Raw genomic sequence first — 19,204 nt, 5'->3', positions numbered from 1 at the left:
ATAAATAATAAATAACTGCATAAATAGGAACGATGCTGACTTGTTAATCACAATTTAATCGTGCAAGAATATATAGAAACACCATTAAGGAAAATGAGAATTACAACACAAGCAGTTAGACCCACTCACTACCATTATTAATGATAGAAATAATCTTCACCATAAAAACACTTAAAGAGAAGTACCTACATAGCAATAAAGAACTTATCTATGGCAGGGTAAATGACTAAAACACTCAAATAATATGCATAAATCTTATACAGAACAGGGAGCCTTGAATATGGAGAAAAATGATATCGTATTTAAATTAGAGGGATCAGTGCTATTCTCGCCCACACAACGCAGCTTAAACGGCCCCGATAATAAAGTCGCAAATTTAACTGAAAACAATCTCAGATTTTTACAGCTATTGCTAAATGGCGTGACTGAGAAAGAGCAAATTATCAATGAGGTATGGAAAGAACAGCGAGGTGCGGTCAGTGAAAGTAGCTATTACGGTCAACTCTATATGCTACGTAAGGCATTTGTACAGGTGGGGCTGAAAGAATCACTTATTCATACAGTTCCTCGTAAGGGTGTTCGCTATATAGGTACAGTCAGTCAAATGGCAGTTTGTCATAAGGTTGAGCAGCAGATTAGCGATAACACAGCACCGCTAATAGTCAATACTCCTCCAGCCATGCCCACTCCTTTGATAGCCAAGAATGTACCGACATTAGTCCCTCAACCACCGGTCAAACCCAGTTTTTTACAAAGTTTCCACTGGAAGAAACTGATCTCTTTACTGGCTTTCTTTTCTTTCTGCTGGCTCTCATTTCTTTCAGTCTTAATCGTCATCATCTTATTTAATGGTGATGGCCCACACTCCTAATATCACAATTAAGATGAGAATAATCAAACAAGATTAAATGATGATAATAAAAAGGTATTCACCATAAAAAAAACATTTAATAGCTACCACTACGAACGAGGCGAAAATATTGAATCGGACCGTAGATAAACATTCGATGAGTATAGTAGACAAATAACGGGAATATCCCCATTAATTCAAAGGAAAACAAAATGATGAACTTAATCACTAAAGGCTATGTCACTGCACAACTGAAAACCGAAGCGTTTATGAAAGATAACCGCGGTTCTATTATTGAATATGTGATGATTATTGCTTTGGCGGGTATTCTTATTACTGCGGCTAAAACGCCATTAACAAATCTTGTCACTGATTTGGTGGACGCTGCCAAAAGTTCTGTCACTGCCAATTAATTAAAGGTAAGCACCTATCATCCCCAATATGGCAATTTAAAGTTGCCATATTGGTAAATAACATAAGGAATCGTCTTGGACATCCTTAATATATTACTCATTATTATATTAGTTATACAGCTATTAGTGATTTGCTATAGTGATATTCGTTTCAGAATAATCAGTAATAGATTAATAATCACTATAGCAATGACAACATTGCTTCTTAGCTTTACCCAACACAATACCGTCAGTATTGTCATTCCATTAATCGCGTTACTTACGGGTTATACACTCTTTCATTTCAAACTGATCGGAGCAGGTGATGTAAAATTGATCACCGTATTACTCTTGGCTTTAACGACAGAGCAATCGCTGAACTTCATCCTCTATACCGCCATCATGGGTGGTGTCGTGATGATGATAGGAATGTTGATCAATCGTGCAGATATTCAACGCAGGGGAGTTCCCTATGCCGTGGCAATCTCAATAGGTTTCTTATTATCGCTGTATCTCTAAACATTAGATTTTTACTACTCCAACAATATGAAGGTCATTCATAATGAACCGTAAGTTTATTCTATTATTTTCACTCTTAATTGTGGCCGTCGGTGTCGCAGGTATCCTGAACAATAATAAAGATGATACGAATAACCTCACAAATTTTGGCGAACAGAAAAAAGAGCAAAATGTTGATATTTTACTCGCACAAGCAACACGCCCCCTACCCTCAGGTAAAATACTAACGAGTGAGGATTATGAACTTACTAAAGTCATGGTGAGTAAATCAAGTGAACTAATAAGTAGTGATGTTTCAAATATTAAAATGATCAATAGTCACTTATTGAAATCAAATATTACAGCAGGATCTTACATTACTAATGATATGTTAGTTTCACCGGAAAGTCGTGAATTTAGCCAGTTAACATTAAAGAATAATGAACTTATCTACAGATTCAATATTACACAAGAAGAAGCATATTTACTCGATGCATTAAGTATTGGCGATATGATAGTGCTTCAATTAAGAACACGTGAAACCGATAAGAGAAAAGGATTAGAAAACAGCATTAACATAGACACAAATGAATTAAATGATAGAAAATCACAAAATTACTTATTAACCAACGTCATTTCTAACATACAAGTAATAAGAATAAAAAAGCATTCTTCAAGCGATTTATCAGAAAAAAATAAAGGTAATCAAAAGACTGATGAGATATTTACTGGTTATATAGATGTCATAATACGCACAGATGAACTGGATCTAATCCATATGGCAGAGAAAGCAGGTGATATTCTTCTTGTGCCCGAGGTTAGGTTGGGCAATCACAGCTATAGCCCAATAAGTTTACATGACATCTTCCCTAAACTGCATACAGTAAGAGAGCTCAGAGGATGAACTTAATCAGAACAAAATATCTAAGTTGGAATTTCATTTCCTTATTTATTATTGCTCTTAGCCTAATAGCATTTAATAAAGCTAACGCAAAATCAGTTTATATATCTCCGGGGGAGTCATACATTGTCAAGACTCAAGAAGCGATAGAAACTGTCTTTATCTCATCAGCAGAGGTGGCCGACTATGAATTAGTGGGTAAAAATAGTGTCATTGTTTATGCCAAAGCAGAAGGAACTGCAGAGTTAATATTGTTAAACGATAAAAATATAGAAATCACAAAGAGGGCCGTTGTCGTAAACAGCATCATCAATGCGGTAAAGAAAAGAATAAAGATTGAGTATCCAGACAGCAAAGTTGAAATTGATAAAATAGGGACTAGCTATATTTTAACTGGAGAAGTTGCGTCCGAAGAGGCTAAGGATACTATCGTCAGTATTGTAGGGGAAGCGATTGGTAGCAGGAAAGAAACAATCGGTAAGGAACAATATTTCAGCACGCCTGATTATTCCCGTCTGATTAATAAAATAAGCGTTACACAGTCTAATCAAGTGAATGTCAAACTCACCATTGCGGAGGTCACAAAAGACTTCACTGAGAATATCGGTATAGATTGGAATACGGTCGGAGATGCCATTGGGTCATTCCAATTTATAAAGTTCAATGCCAACGGCGTTAGTACACTCGTTCATGCCATCAATGATGAATCAATTGCACGTATTTTAGCTGAGCCCAATCTCTCCGTCTTATCGGGCGAAAGTGCGTCATTCTTGGTTGGCGGCGAAATACCGATTGTCTTTTCAACAGAAAACAGCCAAACAGTCAGTTATAAAGAATTTGGCATCAAACTCAATGTTGGCGCAAAAGTCAATGAAAGCAAACGTATACGTATTCTCCTAAATGAAGAGGTTAGCAGTATTGACAAGTTATTCGATGCTAAAGGCGGGGATTCTTATCCTTCATTGAGAACACGCAAAGCTGCGACGACATTAGAGCTGGGGGATGGAGAAAGTTTTATTTTGGGCGGCCTTATCAGCAACACAGAAAGAGAATCGCTCAAAAAAATACCCTTTATAGGCGATATTCCGATACTAGGTGCATTCTTCCGTAATGCGCATACCGAACAAAGACAAACTGAATTAGTCGTGATCGCGACAGTGAACCTGGTAAAACCAGTATCAAAGCAAGAAGTGGAACTGCCCGATTTCATGCAAACATCTACCCTCGAACGTCTCTTTAATTTCACCCATATTATGGAGATTAAAAGAGAACAAATGGCAAAAGAGTTTATGCGTAAAGGTGGTTTTATAAAATGAAATTATTAATAATGATTGGTGTGCTTCTTATCTCCAATTTATCTCAAGCAAAAATACTAATAAATCCAGTTAAAGATGACTATTCGTTTACTTTAAAAAAGGAAAAAAATGCCACTAAGAGTAAGACAGCGTGTAAAGAAAAAAAAGAATATAAGCCCTGTGCTTATCAGCTTAATGACTATCGTTCAGTAAAAAATAGTGCATTCGGGTGTGCCGTTAACAACAACAATAAAAACGCAAGTGACAATGGTGATGTATGCAATTAATTCTTAACAAGGATCTGATCAGTAGAAAAGAACGTAAGGTCAAGGATAGCATCACGATTATTTCTAATAGACATTGGCTCATTGAGATAGTTTCCGAACAAATTCGGCTCGCCGATATGAATAACATTAATGAGATCAATAAAGATATTTTTAATGTGCCATCTGTTAGTTTATCGGATCAAACTAACGGTGTTATTGTTGACATCGGCGATAATAGCAATGTTGATGAGCTATTGGCTTTAGCAAATAACTATATCTCACGTCACTGCTGGTGTGTATTAGTCGGTGATGTTGACTCAATCTCTATCGCGCAACAGTTAACTGAACGAGGGGTACTATACTTAAATATACAGTCACAATCAGCGGAGCTAACACAACTTTTACTTAAAGGTATTCAGGTAGAAAAAGATAGAAAAGCATTCTTTATCAGTGTGCTTGGCTGTAAAGGCGGAATAGGTACAACCCTGCTCAGTTATCATTTAGCACATGAGGTCGTTCAAATAAAAAAAGTTCCCACTTTATTATTGCAAGGTAATAACGGTTCACAAGATCTTGACCTTATCACAGAAAAGAAAATAGTCAGTGACTTAACTGAGTATCAGAAAAACTTTGATCTTATGCAGAGCAAAGATAAAAACCTAAATGATATTAGCACTAAAGAAAGCAAAAATTATAATTTCATCATATTTGATCAACCCATACATAACTCATCTAAAGAAAGATTGACTGATTATATCGAATACTCCAACTGTATCATTATCCTACTCGATAATAGCATGACATCAGTTCGTACCGCTAAAGAGTTCATTGACATACACTCTAGATTCAAAAGAGATAACAAACGCGGCATTAAATTAATTATTTGCTTAAATGAAAGTAGGATCGTTACAAAAGATATGCTAAGCACATCCGACATACCGTCTTTATTAGGTCGGAAGATTGATATTAAAATCCCATATATAAGTAAAGAAAATAACTCAATCAGTGACAAGAACTATTATGGTCGTCGTAAAAAGCTAATAACGGAATTAACCAAGCAGACACTAGGTATGCGTCTTGGCACCCCAAAATATAATACTGCATGGATTAACACCATTGCGAAAATATTCGTAAGGAAAAGGTAATTAATGAAAATATCATTAACCACACAAGAGATTATTCGAGAAAAGATGTTGGCCAATATTGATATTGACAAAGTAGAGTATCTCATTAATGACTACGCCAAACTTAACAATTTTATCTCACAAACATTTTATGAAATATTTAATGATAACGAGCATCAGCTAACCACCCAAGATCAGAAAAATATTATCGTAATGATAACAGATGAAATAACGGGGTTCGGGCCACTAAGAGAATTGATGGAAGATGATTCTATAAGCGATATTATGGTCAATGGACCTGATAAAGTATTTATTGAACGTTTTGGGTTAATCAGTTTAAGTCATCAGCGCTTTATTAATAACAAGCAACTGACAGATATTACCAAACGCTTAATGCAACGGGTAAACCGTCGTATAGACGAAGGTAGACCTCTTGCAGATGCCCGACTCATTGATGGGAGTCGAATCAATGCCGTAATAAATCCTATCGCTTTAGATGGTACGGCACTTTCCATCCGAAAATTTAGTAATAACAAAAGAAAGCTAGAAGACTTGGTCGATATGGGTGCGATGAGTAGTGATATGGCTAACTTCCTCATTATTGCAGCCAGTTGCCGAATCAATATTGTTATCTCAGGCGGAACAGGATCGGGGAAAACCACTTTACTCAACGCATTATCGAAGTATATCTCTGAAAACGAAAGAGTGATTACATTGGAAGATGCAGCAGAGTTAAACCTTGAACAACCTCATGTTGTGCGAATGGAAACACGCTTAGCTGGCCTAGAGAATACTGGGCAAATTTCCATGAGAGATTTGGTTGTTAACTCCTTACGTATGCGGCCTGATAGAATAATTATTGGAGAGTGTAGAGGCGAGGAAACATTTGAAATGCTCCAGGCCATGAACACCGGCCATAATGGCTCGATGTCAACACTTCATGCAAACTCACCTCGTGATGCGATTACTCGATTGGAAAGTATGATCATGATGGGGCCAGTTAATATGCCTATATTAACTATTCGACGTAATATCGCATCTGCGATAAATCTTATTGTTCAAGTTTCGCGAATGAATGACGGCTCGCGCAAGATATGCTATATCAGTGAAATTATGGGAATGGAAGGTGAAAATGTCGTACTACAAGATATATTTACATTCAAACCCAATAAAGAACGCGATGAGAAAGGCAAGATTCAAGGAAAATTTACTAATCATGGTTTATTGAGCCGTTCTTCAGTAAGAATAAATGCTGATATTTTCAATTTATCAAATGAGCTCAGCAGTATATTTCCCGTGGTGAAATAATGATTTATTATATATTGCTATTTTCTGGGGTGATTTTATTCACACTCACTAATTTCAAATGGATAAAAATAAAAAGATCCATTAATAACACTGAATTTAAGCCATCAAAAGATGGAGTCTATTTCATTTCGTTTTACAGAAGAATATTATCAGAATGGACTAGTTACATATCAAATATTATCATCGAAAGAAATAATAAACATATAATCGCTCCGATTGTATATTCTATTTTAGTTTTCTTTTCTAACTCATATTGGTTTCATATAGATAATGTTTTTGTTCTTACATTCACCCTTATCAGCATCGTATTTTTTCAATTGAAGATTTCAAGAAGAATTCATCGTTCTCATTTTAACAAAGACTTTCCTGAAGTGTTATTAATGATTAACATGGCCGCCAGTAGCGGTGCGAGTATTAATCAAGTATTAGAACGTTGTGGCAATGAAATAAAAGGGCCATTAGGAAATGAACTCAATTTTATTTGCAGAAAACTGAATGTAGGGGAATCTCCAGAGTCTGTTTTTTATGATTCCTATAAACGATTTAACTACCCAGAGTTCTTTTTCCTTATCACTATCATCTTACTGAACCTTCAGCAGGGGGGGCAATTGAGGGAATTGACTAGCCGACTGTCCTCAGTGACCACAAAAAATAAAACGGCCGAACAGAAAAAAGCTGTTATGACGGCTCAAACGCGAATGTCTGTGAATATAATATCACTAATGCCAATATTATTTTCATTACTGCTTTATTTTATTGATCCAGCCACAATGGACTCAATGTGGAACCACCCGATTGGTAGGATAATCTTTTATTACATAATCGCCAGTGAAACAGTTGGTTTAATAGTAATAAGAAGAATGCTTAGGAAAACATTATGAAAATAGCGTTGATAATTATAACATTATTTTTGGTTGGTTTGTTTTTCACAAAGAAATCAAAATCAAATAAAATTTCAGTTTATCATAAAATGACCAGCCAAGAAAAAGTAGATAATGAAAAAGAACCTAGACACCCAGATAACAAATTATCAAATTTCATTAATCTCCCATTTGTTCTTCGTAATGTAATTTATTTGAAACTGTTAATAACAATAACAACTATAGTAATGTCGACTTTATTTATCGCTACCGACATGATAACCATAAGCCTCAACACATTGATGATTATCGGACTTATTACTATAGCAATGATGTTTTTCCTCCCAAAGATAATAATAAGGAACTATATTAATAGAAAAACGACGTCTATCCTTCGAACACTCCCTTTCTTTATCGATGTTGCCGCAGCTTGTGTTCAATCGGGAATGACGATAGACAGCTCACTAAGCTATGCGGCAAAAAAGTTTCAATTAATCAATACGGATTTATGTTTTATTATTTCCAACATGAATAAACGAGCAGAAATTAATGGACTAGATAGCGCCATTAAAGAGCTACATCAAAGCTCAACAGCGACTGAAATCAGAATGTTTTGCAGTACATTACAATATAGTATTAGTTTTGGTTCTACCGTTTACGATCAACTGATTCAGTTATCCCAAGATATCAGAGAAATGCAATTATTAATTACAGAAGAGAAACTCAGTAAGTTATCGACAAAGTTAACAATACCATTGTTTATTTTTATCCTCATCCCTTTCGTTGTTCTCGTTATATCACCAAGTGTATTGGAGTTAATCACATATGTTCAAAGCAATTAAGTCCGCCATGGCAATTTCTATTTTCATCTTTCTAATCAACGGCTGCACATCTAATACTATCAGTAAAAAAGAATTTTCTTACCGTGAAAGCCTTTTAGTTAAAGCTAACAACTACGGTGGACTTATCAATTTATACCGTGAAAAGTTAAAAATAAGAGAGGATGATACCGTTAGGATCAAATTGGCAAATGCATATTACCTTGCTGGAGATAGCAAGTCGTCATTATATTATTTGCAATCAGTTTCCGATAAAAAAAATGAATCATTCTATCTCATACAAACTAAGAACCTTATCAATCAAAACAAGGTTATTGCCGCCAAGATTGCAGTAAAAGAACTGCTTACAATTTCACCTAACAATGCTGAAGCTCATAATCTGAATGGTATTATATTGGCTAATAGCGGCGAGACGAAAAAAGCTGAAAAAGCCTTTGAACAATCTCGATCCTTATTTATTAATGATGAAACAGCAATGAACAATATCGCTGTCGTAGCAATGCTTGATAATCGTTATACCGATGCGGTGAGAATACTGTTACCGGACTATTTATCAGGCAATAAAAACTCACTGATTTTACATAACTTAGTATTCTCACTGATTAAATTAGGGGACAAGCAATATGCCAAAAAGATAATCATTGCTGAAAAAATGGCAAATGAACCTGATGAATTATTATTAGCATTGAGCCAAGTTGAGCATCTTCATCAAATAAAACTCAGCAATGAAGGTGTTTGATGCGTAAAAAAAGATGGCTATTTTTTTGTTCAAACATCGGCTCTGTTACTATTGAATTTACAATAGTTTTCATTCTTTTTATACTCACTTTACTATTCTCAGCAGAAATATCACGCCTTCTCTATATATCTGCCAGCCTCGATCTGGCAGTTTCAGAAGCAGCGAAAACGGCTAAGAACAAGGAAATAAATAGTGAGTCATATCAGTCGATATTTAATAGAAAGATCATCGAACAGCAAGGTATGTTCGGAAAATTCATTAGCCCAGACAACACTGTCGCAACAGTAGAATTTGCTAATAGCATAGCAGATATTACTTCAAATAATATGTCCTCATACTACTCTAATCAGAAACTGGCGCGTTATACAGTGCGCTATATTTACAAGCCGATTTTATTTCCTATTCCCTCCATTTGGGCCAGCAGCCTGCTATCTCGAGAGGTGGTTTTTGCAAATGAAAACTAATCATTCTTGTCTTATTGCGAGTTGTCATGGTGCAGTCATTATTGAATTTACATTTGTCATCTTCATTATCACATTGCTTATAAAGTTGATGATCTCCGTTGCAACATACCAATCAACAATAGGTAAATTAGATCGCATCTCGTACTCAATTGCAGGAATAGTCAGAGAGCGGGGAATAATATATGCTACTGATACTGAATTAACCCAAAATCAAGTTGATGAGCTAAAAATGCTAGCAGATAAAATGCTGTTACGCTCAGGCTTACAAAGAAGTAATCTTGAAATAACAGTAGAGACATTAAGTTTTATTGTTTCTACTCCAGAGATTAAAAGTATTGATAATAGCAAGACTTTCTCATTAGGCTTCGGAACTTGTCAGCCGATCCAGCCTCTTCGTGACATGACCGCATTATCTCCCTACACCAATTCCGCTCGCTGGTTACCTTTATATCAAGTGACATTATGCCTATCTGCCTCACCTTGGTATACCACATTATTCAGTGTTGGAAGAGGCGAAAGTGCCGCTATTTCCATAAAATCATCTGCGGTGACGATTGAACGCTAGTTCTTATTTTATAGGGATATTACAATGAATTTAAAAAAAATACTTATGCTTTATAAAAAGCATACTGCTCATAACTATAAGTCAATTTTTCTATTTACAGCCAACAAGCAAGGTGCGATTTTATTACCTTTTATTCTTATTCTTCCATTTTTTATTGGCTTAATATTTTTATCTTTTGAGATTTCACATTATTTACAAAAAAAAGCCAAACTGTCTGATGCTATTGAGCAAGCAACACTCGCACTAACCGTCGAGAATGATGATATCCCAGATGCTAATCAAGAAAGTAAAAATCGGGACTTGGTGAGTCAGTATATTCATGCATACTTGCCATTGGAAAATTTCTCGACTCCAGAGATTGAGATAAATAATTATTGTGGCCAGCTTGTTTATAATGCGAAAATGTTTATGAATTACTCAGCAAAATTTTTAGCTAAGACTCCTATCACTAATAAAATAAAAACGATAGATATAGTAGATACTGCTGTGGCAAAAAAAACAAAAGTTAATAATAAAGAAACGGATGTTATTTTTGTTGTTGATTACTCTGGCTCCATGGATAGGGGATTTAGGAATAGTCATTATAGCGATAAAAAAATAGATGCCCTAAGAGAGACATTCATTAGACTCAACAATACTATCTTGCGAAACGCGAATATTCAGACCATTGGTTTTATACCCTACTCATGGGGAACTAAAAGGAAAATAATAGAAAATAATCAGACGAAAGAATACTGCCACTTTCCTTTTGTCGCTAAAGAATATAGCAAAAAAAATGATTACTTTAGGAGATATATTGCGTCTAAACTACGTGAAATATCAGGCCTTGAGAGCATCGAAAATGTTGATGATATTAAATATGCGGACATTGGTTTATTTGATGAAAGACACTCGTACTTTTACAATCAGATAATAACCTTACCCGATGATTATAGATATAAGGCGGAACAACTCTATAATAGAATTCGTTATATCTCCACGGCTTTAACCCAAATCAAAATAATAGGTGAAACTATAGATTATGATGCAACGATTAAGTCAATAAACTCAGATGCAAAATATATCGACATTCCAATAAAAGATATAATAAACGATGAGATTTGTCTAAATTTATCAAATGCATATTCGTTAGAGAACTATCAAGATAATAACATTATTAATTCGATGTTAGGTATGACACCTATTGGTGGAACACTTACTAGTTCAGGCGTTCTCTATGCAAATAATTTATTCAGAAATAACAATGATGATGACAAAGAGAAATTAATGATAATAATCTCTGACGGGGTCGAGAGTTATGATGAAAAATATAGAGAAAACCCAGGGTTTTATATTACTAAAAAACTGATCGATAAAGGTATGTGTGAAAAGATCAAAGATAATAATATAAAGATGATTTTTATTGCTATTGACTATGATCCGGAGAAGATTCAGGACCCCAGAAGATATATTGATTGGAAAAAGTGCGTTGGCGAAGACAATTATTACGAGGCAAATAATGCCCATCAGTTAGAAGTCGAGCTAATGGGGGCTCTAGGGGCTCAATCCTCCAGTGAAGTTGGCCGTAACACACCTAAATAACGATAGCAGGTGCGGTGTATTAGCCACCGCACCGGTTGCAAGCTATTTGGCACCACCTGCTGCTTCCATGCCAACTAGCCCAACTTTGAGATAGCCTGATTTACGTAGCGCATCCATCACGCTCATTAAGGTTTCATAATCCACCACTTTGTCTGCTTGGAAGAAGATCGTGGTTTCTTTATTGGATTGAGTCACTTTATCCAGCGCAGCGGCTAACGTATCGCGGTCAACTTGCTGATCACCGACATAAAGCTGGTTATCCGCCTTAACCGTCAGGAATACTGGTTTCTCCGGCCGTGGTTGTGGTACTGCTGAAGATGCAGGGAGATCGACTTTAATATCAACAGTTGCCAATGGTGCTGCAACCATGAAGATGATCAGTAATACCAACATGACATCAATGAAGGGGGTCACGTTTATTTCGTGTAGTTCACCGCTTTCATCGAGGTTATCATTCATCCGCATCGCCATAAATCACCCCGCACGCAATTGGTGAGGCTGCTTAGATGACTTTGCTTCTGCACTGCTGTTCAGGTCAAGGTCACGGCTTAACAGCAATAACACCTGTGCTGCAACATCACCGACTTGCGCACGGTAGGAACCAATCAAGCGAGCAAAGATATTGTAGATAACCACCGCAGGGATTGCCGCAACTAAGCCTAATGCTGTCGCCAACAGAGCCTCAGCGATACCCGGTGCAACAACGGCCAAATTCGTGGTCTGGGAATGTGCAATGCCGATAAAGCTGTTCATGATGCCCCATACCGTACCAAACAACCCAACAAAGGGTGAGATTGCACCAATAGTGGCGAGGAAACCGTTGCCTTTACCCATTTGGCGGCCAATAGCAGCAACTCGACGCTCTAAACGAAAAGCCGTACGTTCTTTGATGCCGTTGTTGTCGCTCGATTCCGACGATAGCAAACGTTCATTCTGAGCTTCACGCAGTAATTGGCTGCTGATGCTATCTGCGGCAAACACTTCCGCTCGTTCAGATGCAGTGTCCAAATCAGTCACTGCGCCAATAACTTCATGTTCTTGTCGTAAACGGCGACGTGCGCGATATAGCTCAGTCCCTTTAGAGAACAAGATGGTCCAAGTGACAATTGACGCTAATACCAAGCCAATCATGACACCTTTAACCACCACATCGGCATGCTGATACATACCCCAAACAGATAAATCCATCGCCAAACCTTGTGGAGCAGGCGCAGTCAAAGGCTGGACCATCGGTGCAGGGCTAACATTTGTATTGATTGCGGCTTCAGCGGCGGGGGTAATTTCAGGTGCCGGAAGCGGGGTCGATGTTGCTGTTGTTGCTTCTGTTGAGGTTGCTGACGCAACAGATGAAGCAACGGCGCTACCGTTACTTGGTGCAGCCTGCACATGACCTGCTAAACCGGCCACCAGCAATAATGCCACCACCCCTGTCATCACTCGACCTTTTGCGAATGACTTTTCATTAATTTCTTTGCCAGCTGTTTTCACGCTGTGCCTCCACCCAATATGCATTTCAATTTAAGGACGAAATCTAGGTGCCGATCATATCAAACAAATGAGGGATTGATAGTAATTATCATTAGTGTTTACGCCGTTTTTTTGAGAAAAAAAAAGAATTCGCCAAATATCAGGGACTACGTTACTTAACGAGCAGGCTTCAATTGTTGGCTGTACAGCGGAAGTGACACTAATCGTAAACAGAGGTCATTAATTGATTTAACACGGTAATATATTGGCAACATCGAACGCCATCGCTTATAGCCCTTTAATAAATATCCCATTTCGTTACATACACAGCATTTTCCCATGATAAAACCACAGAATATAGCGGGTCACCCTCTTGAGTTTTTTTCATGCTAAAAGCTACGCCCACGCGCCATTCATCATGTTAACGTAATAAATAACGTCCCCTATACATGCTCGCTAATAAAGCTCGGGCATCGCTGATAAGAAGGTCATAAGAAAACCATGTCTGCAAACAAACCAACTTCAGAAAAACTTGAAACACACCTGGTCAGCGCGGGCAGGCGTAAAAAATTCACCCAAGGCTCGGTCAATACTGTGATTCAACGGGCATCGTCTTTGGTTTTTGACACTGTTAAAGCAAAAAAGCATGCCACTATCAATCGGGGAAATGGTGAACTCTTCTATGGTCGTAGAGGCACTCTTACTCATTTCTCCTTGCAGGAGGCGATGACAGAGCTGGAAGGGGGCGCAGGCTGCGTCCTGTATCCCTGCGGTGCAGCCGCAATCAGCAACGCGATCTTGTCATTTGTTTCCGCAGGTGACCATGTACTGATGACGGGTTCGGCCTATGAACCTGCACAAAGTTTCTGCGATAAAATTTTGACGCGCATGAATATCACCACCACCTATTTTGACCCGATGATAGGGGCCGGTATAGCTGACCTCATCACACCAGAAACTAAAGTCGTGTTCCTAGAATCTCCCGGCTCCATCACCATGGAAATACAAGATATTCCAGCAATGGTTCGCGCAATTCGCGCCGTTTCGCCGAATATGGTCATTATGATGGACAATACTTGGGCTGCGGGTGTGCTCTTTAGAGCGCTAGATTTCGATATTGATATCTCCATCCAATCAGGAACTAAATATATTATTGGTCATTCCGACGCGATGTTGGGGATCGCAGTTGCCAATGCCCGCTGTTGGGAGCAGCTACGGGAAGACTCATATCTGATGGGGCAAATGGTCGATGCTGATACGGCCTATCTGGCAAGCCGTGGGCTGCGTACACTAGGTGTTCGTTTAAAACAGCATGAAAAAAACAGTATTGAGATTGCCAACTGGTTAGCGCAACACCCAGAGGTCGCGGCGGTCTATCACCCTGCACTGCCGAGCTGCAAAGGGCATGAATTTTATCTACGCGACTTCACAGGCTGCAACGGTTTGTTCTCTTTTGAATTAAAAGAACAATTATCCCAAGAGCAGTTAGAAGCCTATCTCGACCATTTCACCCATTTCAGCATGGCTTACTCATGGGGCGGTTTTGAATCCTTAATTCTCGGTTATCAACCGAAAGATATCCGTGCAATCCGCCGATATGAAGGTGAAGAGCTTAAAGGGACCTTGTTCCGTCTGCACATTGGCTTAGAGAATGTTCAAGATTTGCAGGACGACTTGACGGCAGGGTTTGAGCGCATTAAAACAGTGTAGTAAACCACCTCCTTCATCATGATGTGTCAATGCGCGGTGACAGCACCCGCGCATTAATTCTCTCTTACAAAAATAATATCAATAGCACGTAGATAGACACTCAAAATTCATTTATTGAGGATAAGATCAATGTGGATAAGCGCCAATGCGAATAAACTATATTGCCCTTATAAACATAAGTCGTTAAGGTCCTCATCGTGACTGGCATTAGCACTTAAAGATAATATCCTCACACGATAGGCGAACAGGAATAGAAATGGATGTATTACACGAAATCCTAAATGCCTTATGGCAGCAGGATTTTAGTAAACTTGCTGATCCAAATGTGATTTGGGTCATTTATGGCATTCTCTTTACCACCCTATTTTTAGAAAATGGCCTGCTGCCGGCTTCTTTTTTACCTGGTGATAGTTTGTTGCTATTGGCAGGAGCCTTAATCGCTAAAGGTGTCATGGGTTTCTTGCCCACCCTAATCATTCTTACCTTGGCGGCCAGCCTCGGTTGTTGGCTAAGCTACTTGCAGGGGTTATGGTTAGGCGATACCAAAGTTGTCAAAAGGTGGCTGCTACAATTACCGGTTCATTATCGTCAACGTGCCCATACCTTGTTTGTGCGCCATGGTTTGGCAGCCCTCATTATTGGCCGTTTTCTCGCCTTTGTGCGTACTCTGTTACCCACACTTGCCGGTATTTCTGGCCTGAACAGTGCGCGTTTTCAATTCTTTAACTGGCTCAGTGGGCTGTTATGGGTTGGCAGCGTCGTGGGGCTGGGCTTCGCGCTGAGCCACATCCCGTTGGTTAAGCATTATGAAAATCAGGTCATGACCGCACTGATGATTTTACCGATTGTTTTGTTATTGGTCGGTTTGGTCGGCACACTGGTGCTGGTGTGGTGTAAACGTAAAAGCGCGACGGAATAACGCAACCGTCATACTCAGTTGGTGCGCAACTTGGCAACCTCTTCGCTGGGGGTGTGGCCGAAGTAACGTTTAAATTCACGACTGAACTGTGACGCACTTTCATACCCCACTTTGTTTGCGGCGGTGCTGGCCTTTAGGCCGTCGTGTAACATCATCATCCGCGCACGATGCAACCGATAAGATTTCAGATATTGCAAAGGAGAAGTATTGGTTACCGCTTTAAAGTTGTGATGGAATGCAGAAACACTCATATTTACATCGGCGGCTAATTGTTCCACATTAAGATTATCTGCAAACTGATGTTCAATCCGCCGTAATGTCTTTGTAATTTGATTAAAGTGCCCGTGTCGATTCACTAACGCCTGCAATGCCCCACCGCACTGACCACAAAGCACATAATAGAGAATTTCACGTACAATTTGTGGACCAAGCACTCTGGCATCACGGGGTTGGGACATCACATCTAGCAACCGTTCGGTAGCACATAGCATTTCATCTGTGAGCGCGGACGAGTTAACACCTGACGCATTACTGAAGGGTTTATCCAGCTCATCTTCACCGATATCAATGAGTAAATCCTGTAGCATTTGGCTATCGATATGAATTGAAATGCCCGCCAGTGGTATTTCTGGGCTAGCAAAAGTTTCACATTCAAACGGCAATGGCACTGTCAAAATCAGATAGTTTTTCGGGTCATAACGAAACACTTTACTGCCCAAATAACCAACTTTATGCCCCTGAAATATAATCACCACACTGGGGGTGTACATGACCGGTGTACGCGGCTGATGAACGGTGGAGTACAGGATTTTCACCCTCGGTACTGCGGAAGGTGTTAGGCCATTACCCTGTGCCAGACGGGTAATCTTCTCCGCCATCTGCGTTTGAATATCATTCACCTCTGTCATTATGCTTTCACCTGCTTCTGCTATCTAAGACAATCTATCATCGGAAACGATCTGACATAAATTGTGCCGTATTTATCGTGTTTTCTACAGCGCTTTGGAGAATTAGGCAAGAGCAAGGCAGGAATGTGCATTGAGGTATCACGCTAAGTTGCCGACAATGGCTGACAATAAAACTGACAACACAGGAAGACAAATTATGCAAAACTTTACCCTTCATACCCCGACTAAGGTGCTGTTTGGTACTGGCCAGATAGCGCAGTTGAGCAAAGAAATTCCTGCTGATGCCCGTATTTTGATCACCTATGGTGGCGGCAGCATTAAGCAAAATGGCGTGTTAGACCAAGTCCATGATGCACTGAAAGGCTTTGATTTCTTGGAGTTTGGCGGTATTGAACCTAACCCGACCTATGAAACATTAATGAAAGCAGTTGAGCTTATCCGTGCAGAAAAGATCAACTTCCTGTTAGCTGTGGGTGGTGGCTCAGTTCTTGATGGCACCAAATTCATTGCTGCGGCCGTCAACTATCCGCAGGATCCCTGGCACATTCTAGAAACGACAGGCAGCGCTATCACTGAAGCATTGCCGATGGGGTCAGTATTGACCTTACCCGCGACGGGATCTGAAACCAACAGCGGTGCAGTTATCAGCCGTCGTAGCACTGGTGATAAACAACACTTCTTCTCACCACATGTACAGCCACTGTTTGCCATATTGGACCCTGTGGTCACCTATAGCCTGCCACCGCGTCAGGTCGCTAATGGGGTAGTCGATGCGTTTGTTCATACCATTGAGCAATACCTGACTTACCCCGTTGATGCAAAAGTACAAGACCGTTTTGCTGAAGGGCTGCTATTAACCCTGATTGAGGATGGTCCTAAAGCGCTGACCGACCCAGAAAATTACGCTGTACGCGCCAATATTATGTGGAGCGCAACCATGGCATTAAATGGGCTGATTGGTGCCGGCGTGCCGCAAGACTGGGCAACCCATATGCTCGGCCACGAGCTCACCGCGCGTCATGGCCTCGACCATGCGCAAACACTGGCGGTGGTATTGCCTGCACTGCTGGTGGCGAAAAAAGAACAGAAACGCGCCAAACTGCTGCAATACGCCGAGCGTGTTTGGGGCTTGCGTGACGGGACCGAAGATCAACGTATTGATGCCGCGATTGAAGCCACTCGTCATTTCTTTGAAAGCATGGGTGTCGCGACTCGCCTATCTGCTTACAAACTCGATGGCAGCTCCATTCCTGACTTGATCAAGAAATTGGAAGAGCATGGAATGACTCAACTGGGTGAACACGGTGATATCACGCTAGCAGAGAGTAAACGTATCTACGAAGCTGCTGTCTAAAATGATGTAACGGGAGCCGCGAAGGCTGGCTCCTGACCATGACTGAAGACATTGCGCAAATGTCATGTTTTCAGCCAACCAGTGATTCATTATTTTCGCCTGCCATGGTGGGCGAAATTATTATTTACTGCTAGGCTTTGGATTATTGCCGCACATTACGCTCCTCCTATCTCAGTGGCAGGCCAGTGCCAATGATAGACCTGTTAACGTTGATGATTTCCCACACGCGATAAATACCAACCAAGCTAATAATTATGATGATCACGACTAAACTTACACTATCGGTCACCGGGCTGGAGTAGCCCAGTCTGTAAGCTAAGGAGATAAACATGTCGACGCAACCCATTATCAAATTGCACGATGGCAATCTGATGCCACAACTTGGCCTTGGCGTTTGGCAGGCAAGTATTGAAGAAACGCGGCTTGCTGTCAGCAAGGCTTTAGAGGTGGGCTATCGGTCGGTGGATACCGCGGCTATTTATAAAAATGAAGAAGGCGTCGGCAAAGCAATAAAAGAGGCAAACGTCGCCCGCGAAGAGCTATTTGTGACCACCAAACTGTGGAATGATAGCCAACGTAACCCAAAACAAGGGCTTGAAGAAAGCCTGCAAAAACTTCAGCTCGATTATGTCGATCTCTATCTCATCCATTGGCCGGTTCCCGCACAGGATCATTATGTCAGTGCTTGGCGTGAACTTATCGCCTTAAAAGAACAAGGTTTGATCCGCAGTATTGGCGTCTGCAACTTCAACATTCCGCATCTGCAACGATTGATTGATGAAACGGGGGTTGCGCCTACTCTCAATCAGATTGAACTGCATCCACTGCTACAACAGCGCCAGATCCATGCTTGGAATGCCACTCATCATATTGCAACCGAGTCTTGGAGCCCCTTAGCGCAAGGAGGCCAGGGTGTTTTTGATCAAGAGATTATTCGCCAGTTAGCGCAAAAATACAGCAAAACGCCGGCGCAAATTGTGATCCGATGGCATCTTGATTGCGGGCTGATTGTTATTCCAAAATCAGTCACACCAGCGCGTATTAAGGAAAACTTCGACGTGTTTGACTTCAAGCTGCACAAAGATGAACTGACGGCAATTTCGAAGTTAGATTGTGGTAAACGATTAGGGCCAGACCCGGCTGTCTTCGGGTCTGACGGCTGAT

The 19,204-nt window shown here is 40.0% G+C and carries 21 protein-coding genes; 18 read left to right on the top strand and 3 right to left on the bottom strand.

The window, feature by feature from the left end; all coding sequences use genetic code 11:
• Positions 1 to 280 precede the first annotated feature (280 nt).
• The 14 genes from BN68_RS17930 (at position 281) to BN68_RS17865 (ending at position 11,682) form a co-directional block, all read left to right on the top strand.
• A complete protein-coding gene (locus BN68_RS17930) occupies positions 281 to 871 on the top strand; it encodes a winged helix-turn-helix domain-containing protein (RefSeq protein ID WP_019212558.1) in 591 nt (196 codons plus the stop codon).
• Between the two features lie 191 nt (positions 872 to 1,062).
• Positions 1,063 to 1,263, top strand: a complete 201-nt coding sequence (locus BN68_RS17925) for a hypothetical protein (protein WP_019212557.1) — start codon at positions 1,063 to 1,065, stop codon at positions 1,261 to 1,263.
• A 75-nt stretch (positions 1,264 to 1,338) separates the two neighbouring features.
• Positions 1,339 to 1,761 (top strand): A24 family peptidase, encoded by a 423-nt coding sequence (locus BN68_RS17920; protein WP_019212556.1) that lies wholly within the window; start codon positions 1,339 to 1,341, stop codon positions 1,759 to 1,761.
• Between the two features lie 43 nt (positions 1,762 to 1,804).
• Positions 1,805 to 2,644 carry a CpaB family protein gene (locus BN68_RS17915; protein WP_019212555.1) on the top strand — a complete coding sequence of 280 codons (840 nt, stop codon included), beginning with the start codon at positions 1,805 to 1,807 and terminating at the stop codon, positions 2,642 to 2,644.
• Entirely contained in the window at positions 2,641 to 3,957 is a 1,317-nt protein-coding gene (locus BN68_RS17910; protein WP_019212554.1) for a type II and III secretion system protein family protein, read from the top strand. Before BN68_RS17915 ends, BN68_RS17910 begins: the two co-directional genes overlap by 4 nt.
• Positions 3,954 to 4,223 carry a hypothetical protein gene (locus tag BN68_RS17905; RefSeq protein ID WP_019212553.1) on the top strand — a complete coding sequence of 90 codons (270 nt, stop codon included), beginning with the start codon at positions 3,954 to 3,956 and terminating at the stop codon, positions 4,221 to 4,223. Before BN68_RS17910 ends, BN68_RS17905 begins: the two co-directional genes overlap by 4 nt.
• Positions 4,214 to 5,347 (top strand): hypothetical protein, encoded by a 1,134-nt coding sequence (locus BN68_RS17900; RefSeq protein WP_019212552.1) that lies wholly within the window; start codon positions 4,214 to 4,216, stop codon positions 5,345 to 5,347. Before BN68_RS17905 ends, BN68_RS17900 begins: the two co-directional genes overlap by 10 nt.
• Positions 5,348 to 5,350: 3 nt before the next feature.
• Positions 5,351 to 6,634 (top strand): CpaF family protein, encoded by a 1,284-nt coding sequence (locus BN68_RS17895; RefSeq protein WP_019212551.1) that lies wholly within the window; start codon positions 5,351 to 5,353, stop codon positions 6,632 to 6,634.
• A complete protein-coding gene (locus BN68_RS17890) occupies positions 6,634 to 7,515 on the top strand; it encodes a type II secretion system F family protein (RefSeq protein WP_019212550.1) in 882 nt (293 codons plus the stop codon). The genes BN68_RS17895 and BN68_RS17890 overlap by 1 nt, the downstream gene beginning before the upstream one ends.
• On the top strand, positions 7,512 to 8,336 hold the full coding sequence (locus tag BN68_RS17885; protein WP_019212549.1) for a type II secretion system F family protein: 825 nt from the start codon (positions 7,512 to 7,514) through the stop codon (positions 8,334 to 8,336). The genes BN68_RS17890 and BN68_RS17885 overlap by 4 nt, the downstream gene beginning before the upstream one ends.
• Complete coding sequence (locus tag BN68_RS17880) at positions 8,320 to 9,072, top strand: tetratricopeptide repeat protein (protein ID WP_019212548.1); 753 nt, start codon at positions 8,320 to 8,322, stop codon at positions 9,070 to 9,072. Before BN68_RS17885 ends, BN68_RS17880 begins: the two co-directional genes overlap by 17 nt.
• Positions 9,072 to 9,536: a TadE/TadG family type IV pilus assembly protein gene (locus BN68_RS17875; RefSeq protein ID WP_019212547.1), complete on the top strand. Its 465-nt coding sequence runs from the start codon at positions 9,072 to 9,074 to the stop codon at positions 9,534 to 9,536. The genes BN68_RS17880 and BN68_RS17875 overlap by 1 nt, the downstream gene beginning before the upstream one ends.
• Positions 9,526 to 10,101 (top strand): tight adherence pilus pseudopilin TadF, encoded by a 576-nt coding sequence (gene tadF / locus BN68_RS17870; protein ID WP_019212546.1) that lies wholly within the window; start codon positions 9,526 to 9,528, stop codon positions 10,099 to 10,101. The genes BN68_RS17875 and tadF overlap by 11 nt, the downstream gene beginning before the upstream one ends.
• Before the next feature lie 24 nt (positions 10,102 to 10,125).
• Entirely contained in the window at positions 10,126 to 11,682 is a 1,557-nt protein-coding gene (locus BN68_RS17865; RefSeq protein WP_019212545.1) for a TadE/TadG family type IV pilus assembly protein, read from the top strand.
• A 42-nt stretch (positions 11,683 to 11,724) separates the two neighbouring features.
• Here the strand turns inward: BN68_RS17865 and exbD are convergent, their stop codons facing one another.
• Both exbD and exbB read right to left on the bottom strand, forming a co-directional pair.
• Positions 11,725 to 12,153 carry a TonB system transport protein ExbD gene (exbD, locus tag BN68_RS17860; RefSeq protein ID WP_019212544.1) on the bottom strand — a complete coding sequence of 143 codons (429 nt, stop codon included), beginning with the start codon at positions 12,151 to 12,153 and terminating at the stop codon, positions 11,725 to 11,727.
• A gap of 3 nt (positions 12,154 to 12,156) precedes the next feature.
• Entirely contained in the window at positions 12,157 to 13,170 is a 1,014-nt protein-coding gene (gene exbB, locus BN68_RS17855) for a tol-pal system-associated acyl-CoA thioesterase (RefSeq protein WP_019212543.1), read from the bottom strand.
• A 480-nt stretch (positions 13,171 to 13,650) separates the two neighbouring features.
• Between exbB and metC the strand changes: the two genes are divergently transcribed.
• Entirely contained in the window at positions 13,651 to 14,859 is a 1,209-nt protein-coding gene (gene metC / locus BN68_RS17850) for a cystathionine beta-lyase (RefSeq protein WP_019212542.1), read from the top strand.
• Positions 14,860 to 15,115: 256 nt separating this feature from the next.
• Positions 15,116 to 15,778: a DedA family protein gene (locus BN68_RS17845; protein WP_019212541.1), complete on the top strand. Its 663-nt coding sequence runs from the start codon at positions 15,116 to 15,118 to the stop codon at positions 15,776 to 15,778.
• Between the two features lie 14 nt (positions 15,779 to 15,792).
• Here the strand turns inward: BN68_RS17845 and BN68_RS17840 are convergent, their stop codons facing one another.
• The gene (locus tag BN68_RS17840; protein WP_019212540.1) at positions 15,793 to 16,686 is read right to left on the bottom strand and encodes an AraC family transcriptional regulator; all 894 of its coding nucleotides are present in this window, start codon (positions 16,684 to 16,686) and stop codon (positions 15,793 to 15,795) included.
• Between the two features lie 196 nt (positions 16,687 to 16,882).
• On the opposite strand from BN68_RS17840, the gene yqhD reads away from it, so the two are divergent.
• Together yqhD and dkgA are read left to right on the top strand one after the other, a co-directional pair.
• On the top strand, positions 16,883 to 18,040 hold the full coding sequence (gene yqhD, locus BN68_RS17835; RefSeq protein ID WP_019212539.1) for an alcohol dehydrogenase: 1,158 nt from the start codon (positions 16,883 to 16,885) through the stop codon (positions 18,038 to 18,040).
• A gap of 329 nt (positions 18,041 to 18,369) precedes the next feature.
• Positions 18,370 to 19,203, top strand: a complete 834-nt coding sequence (gene dkgA, locus BN68_RS17830) for a 2,5-didehydrogluconate reductase DkgA (RefSeq protein ID WP_019212536.1) — start codon at positions 18,370 to 18,372, stop codon at positions 19,201 to 19,203.
• Position 19,204: the final 1 nt, after the last annotated feature.

The sequence above is a fragment of the Yersinia massiliensis CCUG 53443 genome, assembly GCF_000312485.1.
GTDB lineage: Bacteria > Pseudomonadota > Gammaproteobacteria > Enterobacterales > Enterobacteriaceae > Yersinia > Yersinia massiliensis.
Note: the sequence above shows the minus strand (reverse complement) of the source record. Positions and strands in the feature narration are given on the sequence as shown.